Source organism: Luteitalea pratensis (genome assembly GCF_001618865.1).
Taxonomy (GTDB): domain Bacteria; phylum Acidobacteriota; class Vicinamibacteria; order Vicinamibacterales; family Vicinamibacteraceae; genus Luteitalea; species Luteitalea pratensis.
The window spans coordinates 3,721,710-3,748,622 of sequence record NZ_CP015136.1; the positions used below are offsets into that span (position 1 = coordinate 3,721,710).

The following is a 26,913-nucleotide window of genomic DNA, read 5'->3' on the forward strand; positions in this document are numbered from 1 at the left end:
TCATGGGTAATATGGGTAATGACCAATGAGTAATGACCAATGACCAATGATCACGGCAACGGCACCGCCCAGATGTTGCCCGAGAAGGTCGCGAATTCGTAGACGAGGCGATCGCCGGTGGGCGACCATTCCGGGTTGCGCACGTAGTGATGCTCGTCGCCGTAGTCGGTCAACTGGCGCAGGTCGGTGCCGTCCCGGCGCACCGACCACACGTTCCATCGGCCGTCCGTCGCGCCGGCAAACGCGAGGCGGGTGCCATCGGGCGACCAGCTTCGGACCCACGCCTGATCCACCTCGCGCGATACCTGCGTGATGACGCCGCTTGCCAGATCCGCCACGTACACCTGTGCATGGCCATCACGCCACACGTCAACGGCCACCGCCTGACCGTCGGGCGACCAGGCTGGAAACGCCACTCCATCGCCGAGGCGCGCGACGCGGGTATCGGTACCGTCGGCGAGCGCACGGACCCAGACCTCGAGCTGTCCCTCCGAGGAGCGCGTGTAGGCGAGGCGGGTGCCGTCGGGTGAGACCCGGGGCCGCAACAGCGTGTGCGCGCCGTCGGCCAGGCGCGCGACGATCTCCGTGCCGCCGTCCTGCACGCGCATCGCCTGCAGGACCACGTCGGTATCCTCGCCCGTCTCGAAGTACACCCGGGTGCCGTCACGGCTCCATGCCGGATCGCGCGCGTCGGTGAGACCCACGGCCAGCGCCCGGACCGAGCCTTGCGCCAGGTCGAGCAGCCACAGGCCAGGCGGCCCCCCGGCCACCTGTCGCTCGAACGCGACATGACGGGCGTCCGGACTGAACGAGGGGCGTCGCGCTCGCCGCACGGCGTCCTCCGCGATACGCACGGACGGACCCGCGGGGATCCCGTCCCTGCGAAGCGGCAGGCTGCGCAGGCCGGCGACCGTCGCCATCCCGACGTAGGCCAACTGGTTGCCATGCGGGTGCATCGCGACGTGTCGGATGTCGAGTTCGCCCGGCGGCAAGGCCAGTTCCGGCGCGGCAGCGGCCGTGCCGTCCTCGCGGAGCGGCAGCTTCCACAAGTCGAAGTGATCGCCCATGCGGACGTAGTACACGGCGCGACCGTCCGGCGTCAGCGTGGCGTCGACGGCCCGGGCGCGAGCCTCGAGGACGCGGGTCAACGCACCAGACGCGAGATCGACGGTCCACAAGTCGGTCGTGTCGAGCCGTTGACTTGCAAAAAACAACCGCTGCCCATCGGGGAACCATGTGGGGCGCACGTGACTGCCTTCCGGTCGCCAGCCTCTCGTCGCCATGCGCGGTTCGGAACCGTCAACGGTGACGACCCACAGGCTCGACGGGCCGAACGTCTCGAACGCCGCGGCGCCCGGCTCGGTGTATGGCGCGCCCTGGAAGGCCACGCGGGTGCCATCCGGCGACCACGACGGTCGTGACCCAAAACGGCTGATCTGGAACGGCGTCCCACCCGAGCGTGCGATGACCCAGATGCCGCCGCGGCCCGACGAGTGGTAGGCGAGCCGTGAGCCGTCGGGCGACCAGGCCGGTTGCACGTTGTGCTGGCGATCGGCAGTCAGCGCGATGCGATCGCCGCCGGCCGTCATGTCACGGATGAAGATCTCGAAGCGGCCGCCGCGGTCGCTCGCGTACGCCAGCGTGCGGCCATCGGGCGACCAGGCCGGGAACGCGTCCAGTACAGCCGACGACGTGATCTGCGTGCGGGTGCCGACGCGCAGCCCCGCCGACTCACGCGAGGACGTCGTTTGCGATCGCCAGGCGAGCAGAATCGCCATCAGTGCCACCAGCGCCAGGCCTGCGGCCCAGAGCGGGTGCCCGGCCTGCCGCGCCGAAACCTGAAGGGCGTAAGCAGGGTTGCGCGTGTCGTCCGGTTGCGCGGCCGCCGCAGACGTGGCTGCCCGCACCTGCGGAGCGCCGGTTGAGCCGGGGCCGGGGCCGCCCTGCCCAGCAATGGCCCCGGTGGCTGCGGCCGGCACGAGTGTTGCCGGCGAGGCAGACGAGGTAGCGGCGAACCTGAGCGTCACGGGCACGATGAAGCGGTAGCCCCGGGTGGGCACCGTCTCTATGTACCGCGAGGCCCTGGCCGAGTCGCCGAGCACACGACGGACCTGGGCGATTACGCGGGCGACCGCATTGTCGGTCACGTACACGCCGGCCCAGACGCGGTCGAGGACCTCCTGCCGGGTGACGAGTTCACCGCTCCGGGACGCGAGCAGGACGAGCAGATCGTAGGCTTTCGGCTCGAGCGGCGTCGCCGTGCCGGCGCGCAGCACGCGCCCCGCACGCAAGTCGATCACCACGTCATCGAACTGATAAGAAAGGACTTCCCGGCTCATCATCGAAACATCATGTCAATCCGATCAGATCCGTCATGCCGGAATGCTGGCCGGCAGGCATAGTGGCGTCGTCTCATGCCCATGCCAAACGCTTCACCCACCGCTCCGCATGCAGTCCGCCCGGGCCTCTTCTCAGCGCCGCGGCAGGACGTGCTTGCCTCACTCGTTGTCTTCCTCATTGCCATTCCCCTGTCGCTCGGCATCGCGCTGGCGTCAGGCGCCCCCATCATGGCCGGACTCATCGCCGGCATTGTCGGTGGCCTGGTCACGGGCCTGGTCGCCGGAGCGCCCCTTCAGGTTACAGGGCCCGCGGCCGGCTTGACCGCGATCGTCTTCGGCATGGTCGAGCAATTCGCCGACTGGCGGCTGGTTGCCTCCGCGGTCGTGCTCGGCGGGGTCATCCAGATCGCGCTGGGCGCCTCGCGCATCGCCCGCCTCTGCCTGGCCGTCTCGCCCGCGGTCGTGCACGGCATGCTTGCGGGCATCGGCATCACCATCGCCCTCGCGCAGCTGCACATCATCCTCGGCGGCGCGCCTGAGAGCCAGGCCCTCAAGAATCTCCTCGCGCTGCCGGCGCAGGTGATGGACCTGCATGCACCCGCGGCCTTCCTGGGACTCGCGACGATTGCGCTCCTGCTGGCCTGGCAATGGGTGCCGCGGCCGCTGTCGGCAGTCCCCGCGTCCCTCGTGGCGGTAATGACGGCGACGGGCGCCTCGGTGTTGCTCGGCCTCGACGTCGAACGGATCGACCTCAAGGGCGGCTTCGGCAGCGGGCTGCAGTTCGCGGCATGGCCGGGCGCCGAGCACTGGATGGCGGTGGTGATGGGCGGCATCACGATTGCGGCAGTCGCCAGCGTCGAGTCTTTGCTCTGTGCCGTCGCCACCGACAAGCTGCACACCGGCCCTCGCGCGAATCTCGATCGCGAGCTCGTCGGTCAGGGCCTGTCGAACACGCTGTCCGGCGTCCTCGGCGGTCTGCCGGTCACGGGCGTGATCGTGCGGTCGTCGGCCAACATCCAGGCCGGCGCCCAGACGCAGCTCTCGGCGATCCTCCATAGCGTCTGGATCCTGCTCTTCGTCGTGTTCCTCGGCGTCGGGATCGAGATGATCCCGCTGTGCGTGCTGGCGGGCCTGCTCGTCCATGTCGGCATCCGCCTGGTCGATGCCCACCACATCCGGCGGCTGGTCACCTTCGGCGAGGCGATCGTCTACCTGGTCACCGTGACCGGGGTGGTCGTGCTCGGATTGCTGCCTGGCATCGGCCTCGGCGTGTCGCTTGCGCTCGTGCTCCTGCTGCGGCGGTTGTCGCACACCAACGTGCAGGTCGAGGGCGCCGACGGCAGGTACCACGTCCGAATCGGCGGGTCGATGACGTTTGTCGGCATCCCCAAGCTGACGGCGGCGCTCGAGCGCATCCCGCCACGGACCCACGTCGACATCGACCTGATGGTGGACTTCATGGATCATGCCGCGTTCGAGACGCTGCACGACTGGCGACTCAGCCATGAGCGGCTGGGCGGCCGTGTCGACATCGATGAATTGCACGAGGCCTGGTACGCCAACGCCGCGAAAGGGACGCCGCAGTTTGCCAAGTCGCGGCTCGACGGCCTGCTCGGCGCCCTTCGACGGCGCACCCGCAAGGAGACGTCGATGTCCACGACGGCGTCGTCCAGCGAGCCGCTCCTGCAAGGCGCGGCGGCGTTCAACGCCACGACGTCGCGCGAGGTGAAGCCGTTGCTGAACCACCTCGCAGACGTCGGCCAGACGCCACAGGCGCTGTTCATCACCTGCGCGGACTCACGCATCGTGCCGGCCGACCTAGTCAACGCCGATCCGGGCGACATCTTCGTGCTTCGCAACATCGGCAACATCGTGCCGACATGGACGGGCGTTGCCGGCAGTGACGACTCGGTCGGCTCGGGAATCGAGTTCGCCGTCGACGTGCTCAAGGTGCACACCATCGTCGTCTGCGGCCATTCGGAATGCGGGGCGATGAAGGCCCTGCTCGGTGGGCACGAGGCGTTGGGAGGGTCGCTGAGCCGCTGGCTTGCACACGGCACGTCGGCCCTGGATCGGCATGCGCAGGCCCCGGTCGCGGCGCAGCCACCGCCCACCACGCCGCACAACGCGCTGGCCCGTACCAACGTCGTCGAGCAGGTCGAGCGCCTGCAGACGTATCCATCCGTGCAGCGCGCGATCGCGGCAGGCGAACTGCGCCTCTATGGCTGGTTCTTCGACCTGAAGCGCGCCAAGGTCACGGTGTGGAATCAGGCGACCGGCACCTTCGTCGACGCCGGCGAGGACGTGAAGACGCTCGAGCCACCGATGCGCGTGCCGGCCTGAGGGAGTCACGCTGGGCCGCGCTCGGAGAGCGGGCCCTACCTCCGTGTGTTTTCGGTTCCGGCAAGTGGAACCAACGGCCTCGTGTTCCGGGAGAGCACGGGGCCGTTTCTTGTCCGGTGCTACACGATCGTGCCGGGGGCGATAGTGGCGCCCTTGGGCACGATGATGAGGCCTTCGCGAATGAAGTAGCCGTTGCCCTCGGCTTCCTGCACTCCCGCGGCATTCACCAGTCGGGCGCCGTCGCCCACGCGCGCGTTCTTGTCCACGATCACCCGATCGAGCACGACGTCCTTGCCGATGCCGAGGGGCACGCCTGCGTCGTCGATGTCGCGGCTGTAGAAATCCGCGCCGAGCAGCACGGAGTTGGTAATCGTCGCGCCGGGGCGGACCTGCGTGCGGATGCCGACGACCGCCCGATCGATGGAGCATTGCTCGAGCACGCAGCCCTCGGCGACGACGGCGCGGTTGATGCGGGCGTCCTGCATGGTCGAGCCCGCGAGGAAGCGCGGGTGCGTGTAGATCGGGCTGGCGGCGTCATGGAACGTGAAGGCCGGCTTCGGGTCGGTCAGCTTCAGGTTGGCTTCGAAGAAGGAGCCCATGGTGCCGACGTCCTCCCAGTAGCCACGATAGAGGAAGGCGCGGACACGGTGGGTCTGGATGACGGCGGGGATGATCTCCTTGCCGAAGTCGACCGCGTCTCCATATTGCTCGAGGGCATCCAGCAGCACGTGCTTGGAGAACACGTAGATGCCCATTGACGCGATGAACGGTCGTTGGGGCGAGATCCAGGAGGCGACGCGGCTGTCTTTCGGGACGCTCTGGCCGATCTGGCCGAGGCGCTCGAGGTTGGGCTTCTCCTCGAAGCCGGAGATGCGCCCGGCACCGTCGAACAGGAAGATGCCCATCTGCGTCGAGGTCTCCGGGTCGCACGGTTGCGCGGCGATCGTCACCTCGGCATCCTGCTCGATGTGATCGGTGATCAGCTCGGCGAGATTCATCCGGTACAGGTGATCGCCCGCAAGGATGAGGATGTGGTCGGCCTGCATCGAGTGGAAGTGGCGCCAGGCCTGGCGGACCGCGTCGGCCGTGCCCTGGAACCACGACGTGCTGTCGGGGGTCTGCTCCGCGGCGAGGATGTCGACGAACCCGGGAGAGAAGTGGTCCAGCCGGTAGCTCTGCGCCACGTGACGATTGAGCGAGGCGGAGTTGAACTGCGTCAGCACGAAGATCTGCCGCAGGTTCGCATGCAGGCAGTTGCTGACCGGCACGTCGATGAGGCGGTACTTGCCACCGATCGGGACGGCGGGCTTGGAACGCGTCCACGTGAGCGGGAAGAGGCGGTTCCCGCGGCCACCGCCCAGGATCAGGGTCAGCACCGAATGCATGGTGTCCTCAACTTAGCCGGGCGGCCGGAGGTTGGCAAGCCCGCCAAGGGCCAATCTCCCGGGAACGAGGGACTTGCGGGCGCGTGCCCGATTGTTTACGTGGAATTTACAGGCCGCCCCACAACCTCAGGGATATGATGACAGTCCCTTCGCTCTGCGCGGAGGCCCTGCGCGACGATCCTCGTCCATGCGTCCATCTCACACGCTCAGCGCGCAACCCACGCCATCGCGGCGGATGGACCAGGTTCGTCGGCTCGTCTAGGAGACTGGTGTGGCTCGATTCAGCCTGATCCCGAAAGATGGTCGTTTCTTCGACGACTTCATCCAACTCGCGCAGGAGATCCGCAAGGCGGCGGTCGTCCTCGTCGACATGCTCGCGGGCGACGTGCCCCGCTGGGCCGCGGCCGACGAACTCAAGGCGCTCGAACACGAGTGCGACCAGATCGCGCACGACGCCCTCCATCGGCTGAACAAGACGTTCGTCACGCCGCTGGATCGCGAAGACATCCACACGCTCATCCTGTATCTCGACAACGTGATGGACATGATGGACGCGGCCGGTGGCTGCATCCGTCTGTACCGGGTGCAGAACCTGCGCTACGGCGCCCGCGAACTCGCCGACGTCATCCTCCGGTCTGCCGAGCAGATCCTGCTGGCCACTCAGAAGCTGGAGCAACGGCGCGGCGTCGACGAGCACGTCGTCGAAATCAACCGCCTCGAGAACGAGGCCGACCAGATTCATCGTGAGGCGATCGGCCGGCTCTTCTCGGAAGAGCAGAACGCCATCGAGGTCATCAAGTGGAAGGAAATCCTCGACCTGCTCGAGCGCGCCACGGACGAATGCGAGGACGTGGCCAACGAGATCGAGGGCGTGGTCGTCAAGTACACCTAGGTACGACCTGACCTCATGGATTCAGCCCTGCTGGTCGTCACCGCGCTCGTCATCCTCGCGCTGGCGTTCGATTACATCAACGGATTTCACGACGCGGCGAATTCCATCGCCACCGTGGTCTCCACACGTGTCCTGACCCCCGGTCAAGCAGTCATCTGGGCGGCCTTCTTCAACTTCGTCGCCGCCTTCACCTTCGGAACCGCCGTCGCCAAGACCGTCGGCTCCGGCATGGTCGACCTCAAGGTCGTCACCTTTGCCGTGATCGGGGCCGGCCTCACCGGCGCCATCGTCTGGAACCTGATCACCTGGTACTTCGGCCTGCCCACCAGTTCGTCGCATGCGCTCTTTGGCGGATACGGTGGAGCGGCAGTGGCCAAGGCGGGCCTGCCGGCGATCCTCTGGTCGGGCTGGACGAAGACGCTCGTGTTCATCGTCGTCGCCCCGCTGGTCGGCATGTTCGTCGGCCTGGCCACGATGACCGCCACTTTCTGGATCTTCAGGCGGACCTCGCCGGCACGGGTCGATCAGCTCTTTCGAAAGCTCCAGCTGTTGTCGGCGGCGTTGTTCAGCCTGATGCACGGTGCCAACGACGCACAGAAGACGATGGGGATCATCACCGGTGTGCTCTTCACGGCCGGCTATATCTCCACCTTCGACGTGCCGATTTGGGTGGTGCTCGCGGCGCACCTGGCCATCGGCCTGGGCACGCTCTCTGGCGGCTGGCGCATCGTCCGGACGATGGGCACGAAGATCACGAAGCTGGCGCCAGTCGGCGGGTTCGCCGCGGAGACGGGTGCGGCGGTGGCCATCCTCATCGCCACGGTGATGGGCATCGGCATCAGCACGACGCACACGATCACCGGGTCCATTGTCGGCGTCGGGGCGACGCGGCGACTGTCGGCGGTGCGGTGGGGAGTGGCGGGCCGGATCGTCTGGGCGTGGGTCCTGACGATCCCGGCGGCAGCGTTTGTCGGTGCCTCGACCTACTGGGTGCTCTCGGTGTTCGGCGCCAGATAGCGCCGGGCCGCTCGCAGGCGTTGGGCCTTCAGGCGTCCACGAAGCGGTTTCCACGTAGCCGTCGCCCTTGGTCGACGGGCAGCACCACGATGCGGTCCCCAGACGTCAGCGTCGAGCAAGCTCGACGCCTACAGTTTCGGTCATGAGCCTTCAGGCGTCCACGAAGCGATAGCCGAGTCCGACGACCGTCTCGATCTGATCGCCCGCGGTTCCCAGCTTGGCCCGCAGCCGGCCGATGTGCACGTCCACCGATCGGGTCTCGATCGAACGGTCGTAGCCCCACACACGCTCCAGCAGCCGATCGCGCGAGAGCACGCGACTCCTGTTCTCCACCAGGCACTGCAGCAACTCGAACTCCCGCCGCGTCAGCTTGACCGCCTGGCCGGCGACGTGAATGGCCACCGCATCGAAGTCGGCGGTCAGGTGCGTGCCGCGGTACACGGTCGCAGCCGGACCCTGTGCGGGCGAGATCTGCGGCCGCCGCAGCACCGCGCGGACGCGCGCCGCGAGTTCACGCAGGCTGAACGGCTTGGTGACGTAGTCGTCGGCGCCGAGGTCGAGGCCGGACACGCGATCGACCTCGGTCGTCCGCGCCGTCAGCATGATGATCGGCACCTGCTTGGTCGTCGGCCGCGAGCGCAGGATCCGGCACACCTCGAATCCCGAGAGGACCGGCAGGTTCAGGTCGAGGACGATCAGGTGTGGCTGCTGCTCGGCCACGGCCTTGAGCGCCGCGTCGCCGCTGTTGACCATCGTCACGACGGTATCCGGCTCGCGTTCGAGCGTGTGCTTGATCAGGCCGGCGATGTCTTGTTCGTCCTCGACGACGAGGATGCGGGTCGTGGTCGTCGTGAGGCCTGGGACGGACCAGGTCGGGGGGGTGGTGCCTTGCGAATGAGCCAGCGTCACGCAGTTCTCCTGGAAGCAGGCAACGGCACGCGACCTTCTGGTCACGTTCCTGTCACGCTACGTCGTGGTCGTTTCCCTGCTGTGTCGCATGCGTTAAATGTGGGTTACAAGCGTGGCCGCTGTCGGAAACGTGTCCCCTGCCGGCCCGAAACCACAAGCTCGACGCTTAGGACACGGGGATCGTGCCCACGCAGTCCTCCTGCAGACAGCGAGCGCCCTGACGTCCGGTGAGGGCACTTGCAAACGGACTGCAGAATGACGGAGCGTCCAATCAATGTGTGTGCAAACGAGATCGAGCGTGGTCACCGGCTGGTTAGCCCATGACGCTGTCCATGCGGTGCGGTACGTCCGCGCAAGGAGCGGAATATTCCTCACTTCGGTTCGCGGCGTTCGGGCGCGCACATCCGGCACCACGCGGATGGCCGGGCACGGAAACTGCGTTCCCGATCCACGGCGGATGTCGCGATCGACAGAGGAGGTTGGCCGTGGGGGCATCGGGGCTTCGACAGATGACACGCCTGGGGATGCTGGGCGGCATGGCGGCGGTGTCGGCGTACCTCGCGTACGCAGGAGTGACCTGGCTCCGATACGGGCGTCCTCGTCCGGCCGGGCCTCACGAGCGCGATGAGTTCCTCGATCGTTTCATGCCGCTCTACGACGTGGTGGAGCGGCAGCACATGGCCGTCGACGCGCCGGCAGCAGTGACGCTGGACGTCGCTCGTATGCTCGCACTGGACACCATCCCGTTGGCGCGCGCCATCTTCCGGGCGCGTGACCTTCTCCTCGGCAGCGAGCCACGGCGCAATGACCTGCCGGCCGGTCTCATCGATGAAATGCGCGCACTCGGGTGGGGCGTGCTCGCCGAAGAGCCAGGATCGGAAATCGTCCTGGGCGCGGTCACCCGACCGTGGGAGTCGAACCCCACGTTCCATGCGGTTGATCCCCGGCACTTCGCACAGTTTGCTGCGCCAGGCCTCGTCAAGATCGTGTGGACGCTGCGTGCCGATCCCGTCGCGCCGTGCGCGTCGATCTTCCGGACCGAGACACGTGCGATGCCAACTGATCACGACGCCAGTGCCAGGTTCCGTACCTACTGGGCATTCCTCTCGCCCGGGATCCGCCTGATCCGCCGCGCAACTCTCGGGCCGATCAAGCACACGGCGGAACGCCGGTTCGCGGCGAGCGCGGGATGACGACGTCCAGCAGCCACCGCACCGGAGGGGCTCACCAGAGTCTAACGGCCGCCCCGCGGCTTCGGCTAGTCACGGAAGCGGGCCAGGGGCACGAAGTGGATCAGATCCTCCGACAGCCACGCATCCACCGCGCGGTCATGCGCCAGCAATCGGGCCCCCTCCATCGCCCGGCTGCGGCGCTCGTACCGCAGATGTGGACACTCCGGCACGATCGCGACGCTGTACTGCCCGGTGGCACACGTGCGGGCGACGAGGACGTCACCGTCCTGCGGCAAGCTGTGCGGCGAGTCTGAATCGACGTGGAACTCCATGACTGCTCCGGCGGCCCGCGTGCCAGCCGACGTGTGTGCGACGTCGATGGAAGCCGGCACGCCAGTACGCCCTCGACCCCGAAGCGTGCACGCCGCATGCCCGCGTCGTGAGCTGGAGGTCTGCAGGCTCATGCCCACTACGTGAGGACGCATCATGCAGCCGGTGGGTAAACATCGGCGCCAGTACGCAAAATTCCCCGCGCTGCGATGTCCGCCGGACGTGCCTGCGTGGCTCCCGAAGGCCTGGCCCCATTCCAGGTCGGCATCGTCCTTGCTGACTCTACAGTCGGCAAGGAATCACGAAGGGAGCCACATGTGAGCGCCATGAAGGCAGTTGTCTTTGGTGGCACCAATCAACTGCGCATCGAAGAGCGTCCGATTCCGGTTCCGGGGACGGGCGAGGCGGTCATCCGCATCACGACGACGACGATCTGCGGGACAGACGTCCACATCGTGCGAGGCGAGTATCCGGTGCGTCCCGGGCTGATCCTCGGGCACGAACCCGTCGGCGTGATCGCGGCACTCGGTGACGGGCTGGAGCCCGAATACCGCATCGGTCAACGTGTCATCGTCGGGGCCATCACGCCGTGCGGGCAGTGCTTCAGCTGTCTCGGCGGTTCGCACGCACAGTGCGGAGGTCCGCTGGGCGGATGGCGCTTCGGCAACACCATCGACGGCGCATGGGCCGAGTACCTGCGCGTGCCGGATGCGCGGGCCAACCTCGCGGTGATACCGGACAGCTTGAGTGACGAGCAGGTCGTCCTGCTGCCAGACATCTTCTCGACCGGACTCAGCGGCGCCGAGAGCGGCAATGTGCGCGTGGGTGACGCGGTCGCCGTATTCGCTCAGGGTCCAATCGGCCTGTGCGCGACCTTGGGTGCCAAACTTCGCGGCGCCGCGCTCATTGTCGGTGTCGATGCGGTCCCTGAGCGCCTCGAGATGGCACGCCGCTTCGGTGCGACGCATGTGGTCAATGTGCGCGAGCAGGACCCAGTAGCGGAGATTCGCCGCTTGACGGGCGGCCGCGGCGTCGACGTCGCCATCGAGGCGCTGGGCCGGCAGGAAACGTTCGAGAATGCTTTGCGTTCTACCCGGCCTGGGGGGACGGTCTCGAGCCTCGGTGTGTACTCGGGAAAGCTGGTCGCCCCGTACGAGGCCATTCACGCCGGATTGGGAGACCAGCGGATCGTGATGACGCTGTGCCCGGGTGGCAAGGAGCGCATGCGCCGGTTGCTCGAACTGGTGGCCCACGACCGCGTGGATCTGACGCCGCTGGTGACGCACCATTTCGCGTTCGACGACATTCACGAGGCCTTCGAGATGTTCAGCAGTCAGAGGGCTGGTGTGATGAAAATCGCATTGACACCGCAGGCCGTAGGTGAACTGGTAGCCCAGCGCGTGACTGCTCGTGCGTTCAGGCAGTAGAACGGCAGACACTCGGACACGGCGCCGAGGTGTTCTGCCTGGGCGCCGGTTTGCGACCCGGGAGGCACCATGCGCGCCGTGGCAGCTCATGTCGTAGATGGACACGTCAGTCGTGGCTTCGAGGCGGTCCGCGACGCGTTCGAGGCGAACTTCGATCGACACGGAGAGGTGGGCGGCGCGTGCTGCGCCTACTACCGTGGCGAGAAAGTCGTAGACCTATGGGGCGGTGTCCGGAACCAGGTGACCGATACGCCCTGGGAGCGGGACACGATGGTGGTGGTCCACTCGGCCACCAAGGGCCTGGCCGCGATGACCCTGGCGATCGCCCACTCGCGCGGGTGGCTGGACTACGAGGAGCGGGTGGCGACCTACTGGCCGGAATTCGCGCAGCAGGGCAAGCAGACGATCACCGTACGTCAACTGCTCGCGCACCAGGCCGGGCTGTTCGCCTTCGATGAGCCGGTCGACCGCGACGTCGTCGCGGACCTCGACCGGCTTGCCGGCGTGATGGCTCGCCAGAAGCCGGCATGGGAACCCGGGATGCGGCAGGCATATCACGCACTTACCCTCGGGTTCTACGAGGGGGAGCTGATGCGCCGCATCGATCCCAGGCACCGCTCCCTGGGACAATTCTTCCACGACGAGGTTGCCGCGGCGCTCGGCGAGGACGTCCATATCGGTCTGCCGCAGGACATTCCGAATTCTCGGCTCGCCGTCCTGGCCCCGCCCGGGCGCCTTGCCCTGCTCTGGGGGTTCCCGCTTCGGCTCACCCTCGAGGCCTTGAACCCGCGCTCAAACATTCATCGCGCCCTGATGGTGAATCCGGGCGCGGCAGTGTATCTCGACGAGCCGCGTGTCTATGCGCGCGACCTCGAAGTGCCGTCCGGCAACGCGGTGGGTAGCGCGCGCGGCATCGCGCGCGCCTACGGCGTGTTCGCCAGCGGCGGCCGCGAGCTGGGACTTCGGCAGGAAACGCTCGACCTGCTGGCGGCCCGGGCAGTTCCGCCCGGTCGCGGGTTCCATGACGAGTGCATGAAGGCCGAGGGCCTCGAGTTCTCGCTGGGCTTCATGAAGTCGTGCCCGGCCTTCCCGTTCGGCAGCGCCAGTGCCTATGGGGCGCCAGGCGCAGGCGGCGCGATGGGCTTTGCCGATCCCGAGACGGGCATCGGTTACGGCTACGTGACCAGCCAGATGGGAACGACACTGACTGGCGACCCGAGAGACGTCGCGCTCCGTGATGCACTCTGCGCCTCGCTCCGGAAGCAGTGCTGAGGCGCTAATGCGCGCGGCCACTCGTCGCCTCAACGTGTGTCCTGCCAGCAGAGCCGTGTCCAACGGTGGTAGCTCGCGATGCCAATAGCGATTTGACGGCGCTTCCGGGAAGCCTCGCACTTGCATCTGCTCCGATTGCCAGAACCGCGACCTCCCGGGCCGCAAAAAATTTGTGTTGTCTGCAGCAGCGTGCGCCCGGACGATATGAGGCATGGCGCCGGAACCCCCGCGAGCCCGGCCTGAGGAAAGAACGATGACAGGATCTTCGCGCGCACGGCGCCTGGCCATCGGCGCCCTGCTGTCGGCGTCGCTTGGCGCGGCCTGCGGCGGACAGGAGGCCACGCCTTCCGCGCCCGCAACGTCTCCCGCTGCTGCTGCCACCACGTCGGCGGCCCCGGCACCACCAGCCAATCCCGTCCCGGCTCCGACTGCGGACCCGGCCCTGGCCGCCACGGTGCCTGCCGATGCACCCATCCCTCCCACCGCGTCTCCCTACGACGCGCTTCCGGAGGGAGTACGGCGCCTGATCGACCGGCCGTCCTCAGGCGACCTCGACGAGATGGTGAAGCGGCGGTCGATCCGCGTCGGTGTCACGTTCAACCGCACCCACTACTTCATCGATCGTGGCCAGGAGCACGGGCTCACCTATGAGGCGCTGAAGTCGTTCGAAAAGGACCTCAACGAACGTCTCAAGACCGGCAACCTCAAGGTCCACGTGGTCATCGTGCCGATGTCACGCGATCAACTGCATGCGGCCCTGGCGGGCGGAACCATCGACATGGTCGCGGCCATGGTCACCGTCCGGCCGGAGTTGGAAAAGGTCGCCGCCTTCTCGGTGCCGACACGCACCAACGTGAACCAGGTGGTGGTGACCGGACCGGGTGCACCGCCGCTCGCGACGCTCGACGACCTCGCGGGACGGGAGGTGTTCGTTCGCAAGGCGAGCGCATATTACGGTTCGCTGACCCAGCTCAGCACGCAGCTGACCGGCCGCGGCAAGCCGGCCATCGTCATCCATGAGGCGCCGGACGTGCTCGAGGACGATGACATCCTCGAGATGGTCAACGCCGGCCTGATGCCGATCACCATTGTCGACGACTACCTGGCGCAGTTCTGGCAGCAGGTGTTCACCGACATCAAGGTGCATCCGGATCTCGCCGTCCGGACCGGCGGAACGCTGGCCATCGCCTTCCGCAAGGAGAATCCGAAGCTGCGTGCCGTGGTGGACGAGTGGGTCCTCAAGCACGGTCGAGGCGACACGTTGCGTGCGGTGCTCGAGCAGCGCTACCTGAAGAACGTGAAGTTTGCCAAGAACGCCACGACGGATGCCGAGCGGCGCAAGTTCAGGGAGGTGATCGAGCTGTTCAGGAAGTACGGGGGCCAGTACGACATGGATTACCTGTTGATGGCGGCGCAGGGATACCAGGAATCGACGCTGGACAACAACGTGAAGAGCCCCGTCGGCGCGGTGGGCGTGATGCAGGTGATGCCACCGACGGGCAAGCAGCTCAATGTCGGGGACATCCACAAGCTGGAGCCCAACATCCATGCCGGCGTCAAGTACATGCGGTTCATGATGGACCAGTACTTCAAGGACGAATCGATCGACCCGTTGAACAAGGGGCTCATGACGTTTGCCGCCTACAACGCCGGGCCGGGTCGACTGCGGCAACTGCGGCGGGAGGCAGCGGAGCGCGGGCTCAACCCCAACGTCTGGTTCGGCAATGTCGAGCGCGTCGCATCCGAGCGGATCGGCCGCGAGACGGTCACCTACGTCAGCAACATCTACAAGTACTACCTCGCATACACGCTCTTGAGCGCGCAGCACGACAGGCGGGTCGACGCAAAGGCGCAAATAAGAAAGTCGCAGTGACGCTGTGAGGGGCAAAGCGGACGGGCTCCAGCCTCCAGCCTCCAGCCTCCAGCCTACGCGTTACGGCTTACGGCGTATGGCTTACGCCTCAAGGCAGGCGCATCAAGCCGGCGCGAACCTGCGAGTCGTCGCCACCTGTCGTCCAGGCGGTGAACACGCCTGCAGACGACGACGCCAGCACGGGATGGCTGGCGTTGCCCTGGGAGGGCAGTCGCACGACCTCGCCGAACGCGGGCGCTGCGTCGGCCTTGACGGTGAGCCGGCGCAGGGCGGCAACCCGGCGGCCATCGATCAGTTCGTCCCACGCCACCACGAGGGTCCCGTCGGCTGCGAGCGCGATCTGGGGATGCATCGGTTTGGGGCTGCCCAGCGTCGGGATGCGCACACGCGGCGTGAATCGCTGGCCGTCCCGCGAGGACGCGTAGAACAGGGCCCCGACCGGTTCGTCGCCGCCAATGACGGTGGGCCAGACGATGTGCGTGACGCCGCCGGCGTCCACCACCAGCGCGGGCCCGTCGTCAGGGCAGCCGTTGATGGCCCAGCCGTCCTCGCTGACCCGTGAGGGTGCGGAGAACGACCGGCCACCGTCCCGCGAGATCGCGAAGGCGATGTCTCGCAGGTCGCCCGGATACACGTGACGCCACGCCGCGACGAGCATGCGTCCTCGGCCAGCGGCGAGGGCGGTCTTGCAGCAGTAGCACACGCCTGCGGTGATTTCACGTTCCTTCACGGCCCCGGTGCCCGACGACGCGTAGAACAATGACGACCCTTGCGCCATCACCGATGAATCGCCATTGGCAGGCGCGCCGTGGCCATGGCGTGCGGTCTTCGCCGTCTCGCCCTGGGCGGCACGACGCGCGGCGAGTCCGCGGTGATCGAGCCATACGGCATGCGCGTCGCCACGATCGTCGACCGCCAGTGCGGGCCAGCCGCGGTCCCCGATCGCGCCGTCCGACTGCAGGTCGATCGGCGCCGTGAACGTCAGGCCTCCATCCGTCGATCGCGCCACCTTGATGCCAGTGGCCGCGCCGCGCGCATTCCACAGCACGGTGACCGTCGGCACCGCCTGGCCGGCGACCTTGTGGAGGGCGACGCGTGGCGGCAGTTCTCCGCCCAGACGACCCTCACCCGGGGTACGGTTTACCTGCACGGGAGCGCCAAACGCGCGCCCGCCATCCCGGCTCGTGGCGACGAACACGTCGGCCTTGCCGTCGGCGCTGGCGCCCCACGCGACCGCCACGAACGCTTGTTCGGCCGCCACGGAGGGCGTGGCGTCGGCGCGGCCGGGGACATCGAATGCCACGACGCCGCCGTCGGGAAGGGGCGCGGCGGCCGGCCAGGTCGCCAGCCCCGCGGCGATGGCGGCAACGAGGAGCACCTTCAGGTATCTGCGTGACATGCCATTGTCAGGGTAGCTGAGCGGTCGCGGGCAGGAAAACGGGCGTGGCCTCACAGGGGGACGACCTGCACCGTCGCATCCGGAACGGCCCGCAGGAAGCGGTCGAGTGTCGACCCCTTCCATAGCAGTTCGATGGCCGACCTGGCGGTCTGGCCAAAGATGACGTGCGTCACGCCTTCGCGTTGCGCAAACGCGATCAGCCCGTCCGCCGCCTTCCCGGCCTTGACGTTCACAACCGTGGCGCCGAGCGATTCCGCGAGCCGGATGTTCTGCTGCAGCGCCTCGGCGTCACCCGCCTTGATGTGGGCCGGTGTTTCGGCCGGCGTTTCCACGTAGACGGCGTACCAGCGCGAGCCGAGCCGCCCGGCAATGCGCGCGCCGGTGCGGATCACGCGCGGCGCCTCCGGGTTCGAACTCATGCAGACCATCACGCGCTCCGGGATCAGCGGCGGGTCCAGGCCCTCGCGCGCACGATAACCGGCCGCCTTGTCGCCGACATCGTCGGCAACCACGCGCAGCGCGAGTTCGCGCAACGTCGAGAGGTTGCCCTTGCGGAAGAAGTTCGTCAGCGCGTGCTCGATCTTCTCGGGACGGTAGATGCGGCCCTCGCGCATGCGCGTGCGGAGTTCCTCGACGGTGACATCGACGTTCACCACTTCGTCAGCGCGGTCGAGCAACGTGTCGGGGACCGTCTCGCGGACCCGTACGCCGGTGGCCCTGGCAACGGCGTCATTCAGCGTCTCGAGGTGCTGGATGTTCACCGCCGTCAACACACCGATGCCGGCGTCGAGTAGCGCGATCACGTCCTGGTAGCGTCTGGCCCGCAGGCTGCCGGGCGCGTTGGTGTGGGCGAGTTCGTCGACGACACACATCTGCGGATGGCGGGCGACGACGGCATCGACGTCGAGCTCCTCCAGCGTCACGCCGCGATAGGGCACCCGCCGACGTGGCACCACTTCGAGGCTGCCGACCTGGACCTCCGTGTCGGCTCGCCCGTACGTCTCGACGATACCGATGACCACGTCGAGGCCCTTGGCCTTCATGGCGTGCGCGTCCTGCAGCATCGAGTACGTCTTGCCGACGCCCGGCGCCGCGCCGATGTACACGCGCAGCCGCGCTCGCGAGCCTTCCTGCAATTCACTCAGGATGGCGTCGGCTGATCGCCGAGGCTGGTGCGTCATCGGCACGCCCTCGTCAGGCAAGGCCCAGGGCCACGAGCACCACGTCGATGGCCTTGATGCCGATGAAGGGCACGACCACGCCGCCGGCGCCGTAGACCAGGAGGTTGCGACGCAGCACGGCGGCCGCACCGAGCGGCGTGTAACTCACCCCGCGTAGCGCCAGCGGAATCAGTGCGATGATGATCAACGCGTTGAAGATGACGGCCGAGAGGATCGCGGACTCGGGCGTGGCGAGCCGCATGATGTTCAACGCCTGCAGCTGGGGAAAGGCGAGCAGGAACATCGCGGGAAGGATCGCGAAATACTTGGCCACGTCGTTGGCGATCGAGAACGTGGTCAGCGCCCCGCGCGTCATCAGCAGCTGCTTGCCGATCTCGACAATCTCGATCAGTTTGGTCGGATTCGAGTCGAGATCCACCATGTTGCCCGCCTCCTTGGCGGCCGTGGTGCCGCTGTTCATCGCCACGCCGACGTCGGCCTGGGCCAGCGCCGGCGCGTCGTTGGTGCCGTCGCCGGTCATGGCCACCAGCTTGCCGGCCGACTGCTCGCGCTTGATCAACGCCATCTTGTCCTCGGGCCTGGCCTCGGCGAGGAAGTCGTCGACACCGGCTTCCCGCGCGATCGCCTCGGCGGTGACCGGGTTGTCGCCGGTGATCATGACGGTGCGGATGCCCATGGCGCGCAGCGCCTCGAACCGCTGCCGCATGCCGCCCTTGACGATGTCCTTGAGATGGACCACGCCGAGCGCGCGTCCATCGTCTGCAACGACCAGCGGTGTGCCGCCTGCCCGCGACACGCGATCGACCAGTGCGGCGAGTTCCGGGGGCACGGTTCCGCCGTGCTCGCGTACGTAGGTGGCAATCGCTTCGGCGGCTCCCTTCCGGAGACGCCGGCCGGGCAGGTCCACGCCGGACATCCGGGTATGCGCCGTGAATGGGACGAACGTCGCCTCGTGCGGCTCCAGCGTGCGGGCGCGCAGGCCGAAGCGCTCCTTCGCGAGCACGACGATGGAACGTCCCTCGGGTGTCTCGTCGGCGAGCGATGCCAGCTGCGCGGCCTCGGCGAGCGTCCGCTCGTCCACGCCGGCGACGGGCAGCAACTCGGCGGCCTGGCGATTGCCGAGCGTGATCGTGCCGGTCTTGTCGAGCAGCAGCGTATCCACGTCGCCGGCGGCCTCGACGGCACGCCCCGACATGGCGAGCACGTTGTGCTGCACGAGCCGGTCCATGCCGGCGATGCCGATGGCCGAGATGAGCGCGCCGATGGTCGTCGGGATCAGGCACACGAGCAAGGCGACCAGCACAGGAATCGGGATTGACGCGCCGGCATAGCGTGCAAACGGTTCAAGCGTCGCGACCACGAGCAGGAACACCAGCGTGAGCGCCGCGAGGAGGATGCCGAGCGCGAGCTCATTGGGCGTCTTCTGGCGCGACGCGCCCTCGACGAGGGCAATCATCCGGTCCAGGAACGTGTGCCCGGGATCGGCGGTCACGCGTATCGTGATCGCGTCCGACAACACGCGCGTGCCACCGGTCACGGCGGACCGGTCGCCTCCGGACTCGCGGATCACCGGTGCGGACTCGCCGGTGATCGCTGATTCGTCGACCGAGGCGATGCCATCGATGATCTCGCCGTCGGCGGGGATGAACTCGCCGGCCGTCACCCGGACGACGTCGCCCTTGCGCAGGCTCGACGCGGCGACCACCTCGGTGGTTCCCGCGGCGTTGATTCGGTTCGCGACCGTCTCTGTCCGCGTCCGACGCAGTGCATTGGCCTGGGCCTTGCCACGGCCCTCCGCCATCGCTTCCGCGAAGTTGGCAAACAGCACCGTGAACCAGAGCCAGAGGGCTACCTGGCCGGTGAACAGCGTGTGGCCAGTCCCGGACACGAGATCCTGCACGAATGCGATCGTCGTCAGCACGCTGCCGGCCGTGACCAGGCACATCACCGGATTGCGCACCTGCACGCGGGGATCGAGTTTCCGCATCGCGTCAATGGTGGCCCGGCGCACGATGGGACCCTCCCACATGGAGACCTTCCGTGCCCGTTCACTCATGAGTCGAGTCCTGTCGAGTATCGGCGCGGCGCGGCACGTCCGCATCCAGCGCCAAATTCAGTTGCAGCACGTTCACGCGGGACCGTCCAAGGACGCCAAACGTGGGAGGCTCGGTGTGTGCCGCGACGATCTGGCGCACGACGTCGACGCTGACGCCGCGAGCCCTCGCGACGCGGGCGACCTGCACGTCGACGGCGGCCGGCGAGAGGTGCGGATCGAGTCCCGCGCCGCTGGCCGTCACCAGGTCGGCCGGGATGGCGCCGCTCGTGAACATCTCCCGCTGGCGGACGGCCGCGACGCGGTCGCCAACGGCCTTCAGGTGATCAGGATTGGTGGGGCCGAAGTTGGTCCCGCCCGTGGACGCGGCGTTGTAGTCGACGGCTGACGGCCGCGGGTGGACGTACGCCTCGCCCTCGAAAGGCTGCGCGATCAACGTCGAGCCGATGATCGAGCCATCGGCTCGCATGACGAGCGAGCCCTGCGCCTGGTGGCGGAAGGCCGTTTGCGCCAGGCCCCAGACCGCGAAGGGGTAGGCACCGCCAAAGAGCAACATCGTCGCCATCGCGAAGCGGACACCGCGAACCAGGTCCATGGTCATCGCATGACTCCTTGCGAGAGGTGCTCCGCCATGGGCCCGAGCACGGCCACCGGAAGGAACATCAGGAGACCGATGATGATCGTGACGCCCCAGAGCATCGTCCCGAAGGTCACCGAGTCGGCGCGCAGCGAACCGGCGCTCGCTTCGGTGGCCGGCTTTGTCGCCAGCGACGCGACCAACGCGACGGGTGCGATGATCGGGATGTAGCGCGACAGCAGCATCACCAGGCCGGTCGCGACGTTCCAGAACGGCGTGTTGTCGCCAAGCCCCTCGAATCCCGATCCGTTGTTGGCCGCCGCCGAGGTGAACTCGTAGAGCATCTCCGAGAATCCGTGCGGCCCCGGGTTCTTCAGCCAGCCGAGCGCCGTACCCGGATCGGTCGCCTGCACCCACACGACGCAGGCGATCGCCGTCATCACGAGGATGACGAGGGGGTGCCACAGCAGCGCCAGGCTCGCCAGCTTCATCTCGTGAGCTTCGACTTTCTTGCCCAGGAACTCAGGTGTCCGGCCGACCATCATGCCGGCCACGAATACCGTCACGATCAGGTAGAGCACCATGTTGATCAAACCGACGCCGACGCCGCCGAAGACGTTGTTCAGCCACATGCCGGCCAGTAGCATGAGGCCGCCGAGCGGTGTCATCGAGTCGTGCATCGCATTGACCGACCCGTTGGAGGTGACCGTCGTCGTGACCGCCCACAGCGCCGACAGTCCAGAGCCGAATCGCACTTCCTTTCCCTCGAGGGACCCCGCAGTGTGGTCGACGCCAATGGCGGTCAGCGGCAAGCTTCCGGCGCGCTCCCACACCGTGGCGCCGACGACCATCGGCACGTAGATGGCCAGCATGGTGGCAAACACCACCACAGCGAGCCGCCGGCGACCGACGAAGTGCCCGAGCGTCCACACCATCGCCATCGGGATGGCGGCGATCGACCAGGTCTCGACGAAATTCGACAGCGGCGTCGGGTTCTCGAACGGATGGGCGGAGTTCGGCCCGAAATAGCCGCCGCCATTGGTGCCGAGCTGCTTGATGGCGACTTCGGGCGCGACCATGCCGCGTGCGATCGACTGTGCCCTTCCTTCCACCGTGGTCGCCGCAGACGCGCCGCCGTAGGTCACCGGCACGCCCTGCCACACCAGCAGGACGGCCACCACCATCGCCAGCGGCAGCAACACGCGCACGCTGGCGCGTGCGCAGTCGCGGTAGAAGTTGCCGAGCGTCGCGAGACGGTTGCCGGCAAGCCCGCGAAACACGGCGATACACGCGGCGATGCCCGTGGCGGCGGTCACAAATTGCAGCCAGACGATCACGAACAGCTGCGAGAACGTGGACAGACCCGTCTCGCCGCTGTAGTGCTGCAGGTTCGTGTTGGTGGTGAAGCTCGACGCCGTGTTGAAGGCCAGCGTGGGATCCATGCCACCGATGCGGTCAGGGTTGAGCGGCAGCCGTGCCTGCACGGTCAGCACCCCGAAGGCGACCACCCACATCACGACGTTGGATGCGAGCAGGCTGACGACGTATGCCCGCCAGTCCTGCTCCTCGATGGACACGCCCGTGGCTCGCAGCACCAGGCGCTCGATGGGTTCGAAGACGGTGTCGAGCCAGGTGCGCTGGTCGGTGAAGACTTTCCAGATGTATCGCCCGAGCGGCAGGCTCGTGGCGACGACGATCGCGATGATCGCGAGGTTGATGACGATGTCGCTCCCCATGGCGATCAGAAGCGCTCCGGACGCAGCATGGCGTAGACCAGGTAAACGAAGGCGAGCAGGACGAGACACAGGGCGACGAGAGTCATGGCGTCGTTACAGACAGTAGGGAGGTTGCCCTGAAGGCGGGACAAGGAGTGCCTCAAGAAGTCCTGAGGAGCGCGGTCGTCGACGACGCTCGGTGCTCGAGGCATCGGCACCAGAGAGCCACCGCGGCGACGGCGACTCTCAGTGCGCCTGGCGGGCGAACCTGCCGACGCCGAGCAGCATTGCTGCAGCCACTGCCAGCGGTGCGCCGGCAAGGCTCAGGAGCACGCCCATGCTCAGTTCCGATCGCAGCTGTCCCGGCGGCAGGATCGCGGCAGAGAAGAACAAGCCGACACTCAGGCCCATCGCGGCGAGCAGTCCGGCGACGATCAACTCGCGCCATCCGACACGCTGCGGCAGATGGAAGCCGAGGGCCAGCGCCAGCCCGGTTCCCGCCAGCAGGCCCACGGGGCGGCCGAAGACGACCGCCAGGGGCAGTGCCCATGTGCCGGCTTCGAGCGCGCCCATCGGCACGCCCGCATTGACGAGGCCGAAGAAGAACAGCGCGACCTGTGCCGGATAGCGCCACCACACCTCGAACTGGCTGAGCGTGTCCTTGGCGTCCGGTTTCGCGTCGACGAAGAAACCGGGATCGCGCTTGGCGTGCGGGAGGAACGGCACGATCGGCACCAACGCCAACGCCGGGTGCAGGCCGCTCCAGTAGAGGCCGAACCACGACAGGCCACCGGCGCCGATCAGGTAGGGCCAGAAGCTCCGGACGCGCAGTCTCCGAAGGCCAGCGGCGATGGCGAGCGCGCTGCCGACAAACAGCGCGCCGACCGTAAGGTGTGGATTGCCGGTCGGGTTGAACAGCGTCAACGCCACGAACCCCAGCGCGTCGGAGGAGATGCCCAGCAGCAGGAAGAGCGGCACGATCGGGTGCGGCTTGAAGATCAGCCGCGCGACGAAGTATCCGATCGCCAGATCGGTCGCCAGCGTGGCTGGCCAGCCGGCCGCCAGCATCGGATCGTCGAAGACGTCGACGAGGCGTAGATGCACGAGCGCCGGCACCGCGGTGGCGCCCAGCGACGCCACCACCGGCAGCATGGCGCGCCGCCAAGGGTGGAGCACCCCTCCCGGCGCCGTGGCCTCGACGACCTCCTTGGTGATCAGCCCGAAGAACAGCGCGATGGCGACGTCGTTGACGGCAAACGCGATCGCGAAGGTGAAGCGGTAGTAGCTTTCGGGCTCGATGTTGACCCACGCCAGCGCCGCCAGCACGCCGGCCGGCAGCAGCAGGAGGTGCTCGACGGCAAAGCGCGACAGGCGCGGCACGCTGGCGCGCACGCGGCGACGCAACTTGCGTCGTCGTGGCTCACCGCCGCTCGGTCGTGGCGTTTCATCCGTCATGCCATGCCTCGTCCGTGTCTGCCGCGTCTCTTAGCGCTGCCGGCTAATCCGGCCGGAATCCACCGTGTTGCCGGTGCGGGAGATCACCTGGAAATACATCTCTGCGCCGGCGACCTCCACCAGCATGAAGCTCTGGTCCTGATCGAAGGACGCGGCCGTCTGGTCCGTCGGGTTCATGTTCCCGGCTCGCAACTGACCGGCGGCGCCGGACACAAAATAGTAGATGCCCTTCTGCGGCTTGAGCCGTTCGTACACGTGGTCGTGACCGGAGAACACCACGTTGACGCCGTGCTTGACGAAGATGGGTTCGAGCAGGACCCGTAAGTCGACCGACGAGCCATGGCGATCCGCATTCGAATAGAGCGGATGGTGGAAGTAGCAGATCTTCCACTCCTCGGTCGCCTGCTGCAGGGCGTTGTCGATCCACGCCACCTGCCTGGCGTCCATATAGGTGCTGTCGAGCGCGAAGAACCTGACGTTCCCGCGGGCGTAGCTGTAGTACCGCTGGCCGTTCATGTTGAACGGCTTGTACGACACGTTCTCGGGCCGATCATGGTTGCCGAGCGACGCCTGGAACTTCACCCCCGCCCGCAGCAGCGGCGCATACGGCGCCTCGAACTTCTTCACGAAGTCGGCCGGCTTCTGGCCGCCGTACATGTTGTCGCCCAGCATGATGACGAGATCGAATGGAAAGGTCCCGTGCAGACGGGCCATCTGCGCGCCGACTTCGTACTGCGGCGGGTCGCCGGTGCCATTGTCGCCGATGGCGGCAAACTTGAGGGATCCCGATCGGTTGGGAAGTGGCGCCGGGGTCTGGCCACCAATGACGGCGGATGCCGCGGCAACGGCAAGGGCGAGGACCAGCCCTCGGACCCGGGCGTTCACGACTCCTTCCAATCGGCCAGGCCGTCTGGGGCGCACGTCCGCTATTATTCTGCGTTCTGCATGAACGGCAAATGACGCCGGGATCCGGTCATACTCGGTTCATCACGTCCGCGGTAACCTGCCGGTGCCCCCCCGGCCAAGCTCGCGTCTCATCATGAGGTCGCGTGGTGTCAACGGTGCTCACGATTCTCGCCACGTTCTGTGCCTGCACGCTGAACGTCGTCCCGGTCACGTCGCTGGGACTGGTACCGCCGCCGCCCTGGCGGATGCAGGACGTCGCATCACAGTCACCGCTCGCTCAGCCGCCGTCGTCGGACGCCGGCCGGGTCGTCGTGACCATCGCGCTGGAAGGCGTACGCATTCCCGGCGTGTCGACGTCGCTTCGCAGCGTCGACGCACGCGTCGCGGTGGCGCAAACGGTCAGCGACTCGGTCGGCCAGGTGACGTTTCCGGACGTGGCTGCGGGCCGGTACGTCGTCGCCACTTCGCGCGAGGGATTCGCCACCGGCGAGTCGGCGCCGTTCACGGTGCACGGTGGTGCGACGAAACAGGTACTCGTCGAGATGCGGCTCACGTTCGTCCGCGAAAGCGTGGAGGTGGTGGTGCCTGCCAATTCGCCGACCGAGAGCCTGCAACCGGTGGCCGTCAGCGACGTGTTGAGCGGTGCCAAGATGGACGTCCAGCCGCTGGCGGGCGACGACTTCCAGTCGCTACTGACGGTGCTCCCGAGCGTCATCCGGGGGCCGGAAGGCCGGCTGGGCATCAAGGGCGGCGGTCCGACCACGGGCGCCCTGCAACTCAGTAGCGCCAGCCTCAACGATCCGTCCACCGGTGACTTCGACCTGGAACTGCCGGGAGGCGCTGTGGAGTCGGTCGAGGTGCTGTCGAACCCTTTCGCGGCCGAATACGGCCGGTTCTCGACGAGCGTGACGCAAGTCCGCACCAAGCGCGGCACCAACGACTGGGTCGTCAAGCCCGACAACCTCATGCCCGGATTCGGCAAGGGCTTCGGGTTCGTCAACAAGTTCGAACCGCGGCTGTCCATTTCGGGCCCGATCAAGAAGGATCGCCTGCTGTTGGGCCAGTACCTGCAGTACCGGTTCGCCCGAACGCCGGTCAGGAGCCTGCCCGGCGAGCCGCAGATCGGTGTGGACAGCTTCGACTCCTTCACACGGCTCGACGCGGTGCTGTCGTCACGTCATTCGCTGACCGGCGGCGTCATCTACTTTCCGCGCAAGATCACCAACGCCACGCTCTCGACGTTCCGTCCCGAGGAGACGACGCCGAAGTTCACGCAGGAGGGATTCTCCGCCGGGGCGGTCGACCGCCTGATTCTCTCGGCGCACGCCGTCCTCGAGTCGACGCTCGCCCTGCGTACCTTCGAGGTGGATCAGAAGACACAGGGCGAGTTGCCGATGACCTATGCCCCCCAGGGGCAGAGCGGGAACTTCTTCAACCGCCAGGAGCGCGATGTCCGCAGCACGCAGCTCGTCGAAGCGCTGACATTCTCGAAGAACGGATGGCTCGGCCAGCATGTGTTCAAGGTCGGCCTCGACCTGCAGCACACCCGCTTCGATGGCATCAACTTCAGCCAGCAGCTCGACGTCGTCCGTCTCGACGGCTCGCTCGCCGAGCGCACGCGCTATTCGCCTCCCTCGACCGACCCCGAGGTCAGCGGCACCGAGGTCGCCGTCTTCGCGCAGGACCGCTGGCGGGTGAACGATCGCCTGAACCTCGAGCTGGGCTTTCGGACCGACCGGGACGCGGTTGTCGACGTCGTCAACTACTCGCCCCGCATCGGCGTGTCGATCAGCGTGCTGCCGGAGGGGCGCGGCATTCTCCGCGGTGGGTTCGGCAAGTTCGCCGAGCGGACGCCGCTGAACGTCGGCGCGTTCACGAAGTACGACATGCAGACCGTGACCAGGTTCGCACCCGACGGCACGCCGCTCGCTGTCCCGATCACGTTTGCGCACGTCATCGACGGCGCCCTGACGACGCCCGAGAGCATCGTCCAGACAGTCGCCTGGGATCAACGCTTCGGCCGGCGGGTGTTCGTCAAGGCCGCCTACCTGCATCGCAACGGATCGCACGCGTACAGGATCGACCCGGATCCGGCCCGCGGCGTGCTCACACTCGCCTCGGCCGGCGCGTCCAGGTACTGGGAGGTGGAGACCACTGGTCGATACCTCGCCAGCGAACACTCAGACGTGACCGTCTCGTATGTCCGATCCCGCAGCACCAGGGATCTGAACGACTACGACCAGTTCTTCGGCAACTTCAGGAACCCGATCATCCGTTCGAACGAGAACGGGCCCAGCCCGACCGACGTGCCCAACCGGCTGCTCGTTCGCGGCACCCTCGGCCTGCCGGGGCGGTGGGTGCTGTCGCCCCTCTACGAATGGCGCACGGGTTTTCCGTGGTCAGCGGTGAACGAGTTCCAGGACTTCGTCGGAGAGCGCAACCGATCGGGCCGCCTGCCGACCGTCTCGTCGTTCGACTTCACGCTCACGCGTCCGTGGCACTTCGGAAAGTACCGCTTCACGGGAGGCATCAAGGTGTACAACCTGCTGGACTCCGGCAACGAGCGCGACGTGCAGGCCAACATCACGGCGCCAGACTATGGCCGGTTCTACAATCCGATCCAGCGCTCGATTGGATTCGTCCTGGGTACGACGCGACCATGAACCGG

Annotated in this window: 20 protein-coding genes; 8 read left to right on the plus strand and 12 right to left on the minus strand. The window is 67.2% G+C overall.

Annotated elements, in window-relative coordinates:
* Window positions 1-50: 50 nt before the first annotated feature.
* Window positions 51-2,342 (minus strand): winged helix-turn-helix domain-containing protein, encoded by a 2,292-nt coding sequence (locus tag LuPra_RS15250; RefSeq protein WP_110171540.1) that lies wholly within the window; start codon window positions 2,340-2,342, stop codon window positions 51-53.
* A gap of 147 nt (window positions 2,343-2,489) precedes the next feature.
* Between LuPra_RS15250 and LuPra_RS15255 the strand changes: the two genes are divergently transcribed.
* A complete protein-coding gene (locus tag LuPra_RS15255; protein WP_162271409.1) occupies window positions 2,490-4,682 on the plus strand; it encodes a SulP family inorganic anion transporter in 2,193 nt (730 codons plus the stop codon).
* A gap of 119 nt (window positions 4,683-4,801) precedes the next feature.
* On the opposite strand, the gene LuPra_RS15260 is transcribed toward LuPra_RS15255, so the two are convergent.
* A complete protein-coding gene (locus tag LuPra_RS15260) occupies window positions 4,802-6,067 on the minus strand; it encodes a glucose-1-phosphate adenylyltransferase (protein ID WP_110171542.1) in 1,266 nt (421 codons plus the stop codon).
* A 271-nt stretch (window positions 6,068-6,338) separates the two neighbouring features.
* Between LuPra_RS15260 and LuPra_RS15265 the strand changes: the two genes are divergently transcribed.
* Window positions 6,339-6,959 (plus strand): DUF47 domain-containing protein, encoded by a 621-nt coding sequence (locus tag LuPra_RS15265; RefSeq protein WP_110171543.1) that lies wholly within the window; start codon window positions 6,339-6,341, stop codon window positions 6,957-6,959.
* 15 nt (window positions 6,960-6,974) lie between these two features.
* On the plus strand, window positions 6,975-7,976 hold the full coding sequence (locus tag LuPra_RS15270; protein WP_110171544.1) for an inorganic phosphate transporter: 1,002 nt from the start codon (window positions 6,975-6,977) through the stop codon (window positions 7,974-7,976).
* Window positions 7,977-8,126: 150 nt separating this feature from the next.
* Here the strand turns inward: LuPra_RS15270 and LuPra_RS15275 are convergent, their stop codons facing one another.
* Window positions 8,127-8,885: a response regulator transcription factor gene (locus LuPra_RS15275; RefSeq protein ID WP_234800901.1), complete on the minus strand. Its 759-nt coding sequence runs from the start codon at window positions 8,883-8,885 to the stop codon at window positions 8,127-8,129.
* Window positions 8,886-9,394: 509 nt separating this feature from the next.
* Between LuPra_RS15275 and LuPra_RS15280 the strand changes: the two genes are divergently transcribed.
* Complete coding sequence (locus LuPra_RS15280) at window positions 9,395-10,078, plus strand: hypothetical protein (RefSeq protein ID WP_110171545.1); 684 nt, start codon at window positions 9,395-9,397, stop codon at window positions 10,076-10,078.
* Between the two features lie 65 nt (window positions 10,079-10,143).
* Here LuPra_RS15280 and LuPra_RS15285 read toward each other — a convergent pair whose 3' ends face one another.
* Window positions 10,144-10,449 carry a hypothetical protein gene (locus tag LuPra_RS15285; RefSeq protein ID WP_110171546.1) on the minus strand — a complete coding sequence of 102 codons (306 nt, stop codon included), beginning with the start codon at window positions 10,447-10,449 and terminating at the stop codon, window positions 10,144-10,146.
* A 255-nt stretch (window positions 10,450-10,704) separates the two neighbouring features.
* Between LuPra_RS15285 and LuPra_RS15290 the strand changes: the two genes are divergently transcribed.
* The 3 genes from LuPra_RS15290 to LuPra_RS15300 all read left to right on the plus strand — a co-directional run bounded on the left by LuPra_RS15290 (window position 10,705) and on the right by LuPra_RS15300 (window position 14,959).
* A complete protein-coding gene (locus LuPra_RS15290) occupies window positions 10,705-11,814 on the plus strand; it encodes a zinc-binding dehydrogenase (RefSeq protein ID WP_110171547.1) in 1,110 nt (369 codons plus the stop codon).
* A 69-nt stretch (window positions 11,815-11,883) separates the two neighbouring features.
* Window positions 11,884-13,086, plus strand: a complete 1,203-nt coding sequence (locus tag LuPra_RS15295; RefSeq protein ID WP_110171548.1) for a serine hydrolase domain-containing protein — start codon at window positions 11,884-11,886, stop codon at window positions 13,084-13,086.
* Between the two features lie 253 nt (window positions 13,087-13,339).
* The gene (locus LuPra_RS15300) at window positions 13,340-14,959 is read left to right on the plus strand and encodes an MltF family protein (RefSeq protein ID WP_110171549.1); all 1,620 of its coding nucleotides are present in this window, start codon (window positions 13,340-13,342) and stop codon (window positions 14,957-14,959) included.
* Window positions 14,960-15,047: 88 nt separating this feature from the next.
* On the opposite strand, the gene LuPra_RS15305 is transcribed toward LuPra_RS15300, so the two are convergent.
* From LuPra_RS15305 to LuPra_RS15340, 8 genes are read right to left on the minus strand one after another with little or no spacing between them, the layout of a single operon-like run.
* Window positions 15,048-16,358: a sialidase family protein gene (locus LuPra_RS15305; RefSeq protein ID WP_110171550.1), complete on the minus strand. Its 1,311-nt coding sequence runs from the start codon at window positions 16,356-16,358 to the stop codon at window positions 15,048-15,050.
* Between the two features lie 50 nt (window positions 16,359-16,408).
* Window positions 16,409-17,539: a universal stress protein gene (locus tag LuPra_RS15310; protein ID WP_110171551.1), complete on the minus strand. Its 1,131-nt coding sequence runs from the start codon at window positions 17,537-17,539 to the stop codon at window positions 16,409-16,411.
* A gap of 13 nt (window positions 17,540-17,552) precedes the next feature.
* A complete protein-coding gene (kdpB, locus tag LuPra_RS15315; protein ID WP_110171552.1) occupies window positions 17,553-19,595 on the minus strand; it encodes a potassium-transporting ATPase subunit KdpB in 2,043 nt (680 codons plus the stop codon).
* Window positions 19,588-20,193, minus strand: coding sequence for a potassium-transporting ATPase subunit KdpC (kdpC, locus tag LuPra_RS15320; protein ID WP_234800402.1), 606 nt, complete (start codon window positions 20,191-20,193; stop codon window positions 19,588-19,590). Before kdpC ends, kdpB begins: the two co-directional genes overlap by 8 nt.
* Window positions 20,190-21,905, minus strand: coding sequence for a potassium-transporting ATPase subunit KdpA (gene kdpA, locus LuPra_RS15325; protein WP_110171554.1), 1,716 nt, complete (start codon window positions 21,903-21,905; stop codon window positions 20,190-20,192). The genes kdpC and kdpA overlap by 4 nt, the downstream gene beginning before the upstream one ends.
* A gap of 5 nt (window positions 21,906-21,910) precedes the next feature.
* Window positions 21,911-22,096: a potassium-transporting ATPase subunit F gene (locus tag LuPra_RS34540; RefSeq protein WP_110171555.1), complete on the minus strand. Its 186-nt coding sequence runs from the start codon at window positions 22,094-22,096 to the stop codon at window positions 21,911-21,913.
* A 34-nt stretch (window positions 22,097-22,130) separates the two neighbouring features.
* Complete coding sequence (locus tag LuPra_RS15335) at window positions 22,131-23,339, minus strand: Na+/H+ antiporter NhaA (protein WP_110171556.1); 1,209 nt, start codon at window positions 23,337-23,339, stop codon at window positions 22,131-22,133.
* 30 nt (window positions 23,340-23,369) lie between these two features.
* Window positions 23,370-24,224, minus strand: coding sequence for a metallophosphoesterase family protein (locus LuPra_RS15340; protein ID WP_157899231.1), 855 nt, complete (start codon window positions 24,222-24,224; stop codon window positions 23,370-23,372).
* A 167-nt stretch (window positions 24,225-24,391) separates the two neighbouring features.
* Between LuPra_RS15340 and LuPra_RS15345 the strand changes: the two genes are divergently transcribed.
* Entirely contained in the window at window positions 24,392-26,908 is a 2,517-nt protein-coding gene (locus LuPra_RS15345; RefSeq protein ID WP_157899232.1) for a TonB-dependent receptor, read from the plus strand.
* The last annotated feature ends 5 nt before the right edge of the window (window positions 26,909-26,913 follow it).

Coding starts and splice junctions, on each gene's coding strand:
- LuPra_RS15250 (WP_110171540.1), bottom strand. CDS start 2,342: ATGATGAGCCGGGAAGTCCTTTCTTATCAGTTCGATGACGTGGTGATC.
- LuPra_RS15260 (WP_110171542.1), bottom strand. CDS start 6,067: ATGCATTCGGTGCTGACCCTGATCCTGGGCGGTGGCCGCGGGAACCGC.
- LuPra_RS15270 (WP_110171544.1), top strand. CDS start 6,975: ATGGATTCAGCCCTGCTGGTCGTCACCGCGCTCGTCATCCTCGCGCTG.
- LuPra_RS15280 (WP_110171545.1), top strand. CDS start 9,395: ATGACACGCCTGGGGATGCTGGGCGGCATGGCGGCGGTGTCGGCGTAC.
- LuPra_RS15295 (WP_110171548.1), top strand. CDS start 11,884: ATGCGCGCCGTGGCAGCTCATGTCGTAGATGGACACGTCAGTCGTGGC.
- LuPra_RS15300 (WP_110171549.1), top strand. CDS start 13,340: ATGACAGGATCTTCGCGCGCACGGCGCCTGGCCATCGGCGCCCTGCTG.
- LuPra_RS15305 (WP_110171550.1), bottom strand. CDS start 16,358: ATGTCACGCAGATACCTGAAGGTGCTCCTCGTTGCCGCCATCGCCGCG.
- LuPra_RS15310 (WP_110171551.1), bottom strand. CDS start 17,539: ATGACGCACCAGCCTCGGCGATCAGCCGACGCCATCCTGAGTGAATTG.
- kdpB (WP_110171552.1), bottom strand. CDS start 19,595: ATGAGTGAACGGGCACGGAAGGTCTCCATGTGGGAGGGTCCCATCGTG.
- kdpC (WP_234800402.1), bottom strand. CDS start 20,193: ATGACCATGGACCTGGTTCGCGGTGTCCGCTTCGCGATGGCGACGATG.
- kdpA (WP_110171554.1), bottom strand. CDS start 21,905: ATGGGGAGCGACATCGTCATCAACCTCGCGATCATCGCGATCGTCGTC.
- LuPra_RS34540 (WP_110171555.1), bottom strand. CDS start 22,096: ATGCCTCGAGCACCGAGCGTCGTCGACGACCGCGCTCCTCAGGACTTC.
- LuPra_RS15335 (WP_110171556.1), bottom strand. CDS start 23,339: ATGACGGATGAAACGCCACGACCGAGCGGCGGTGAGCCACGACGACGC.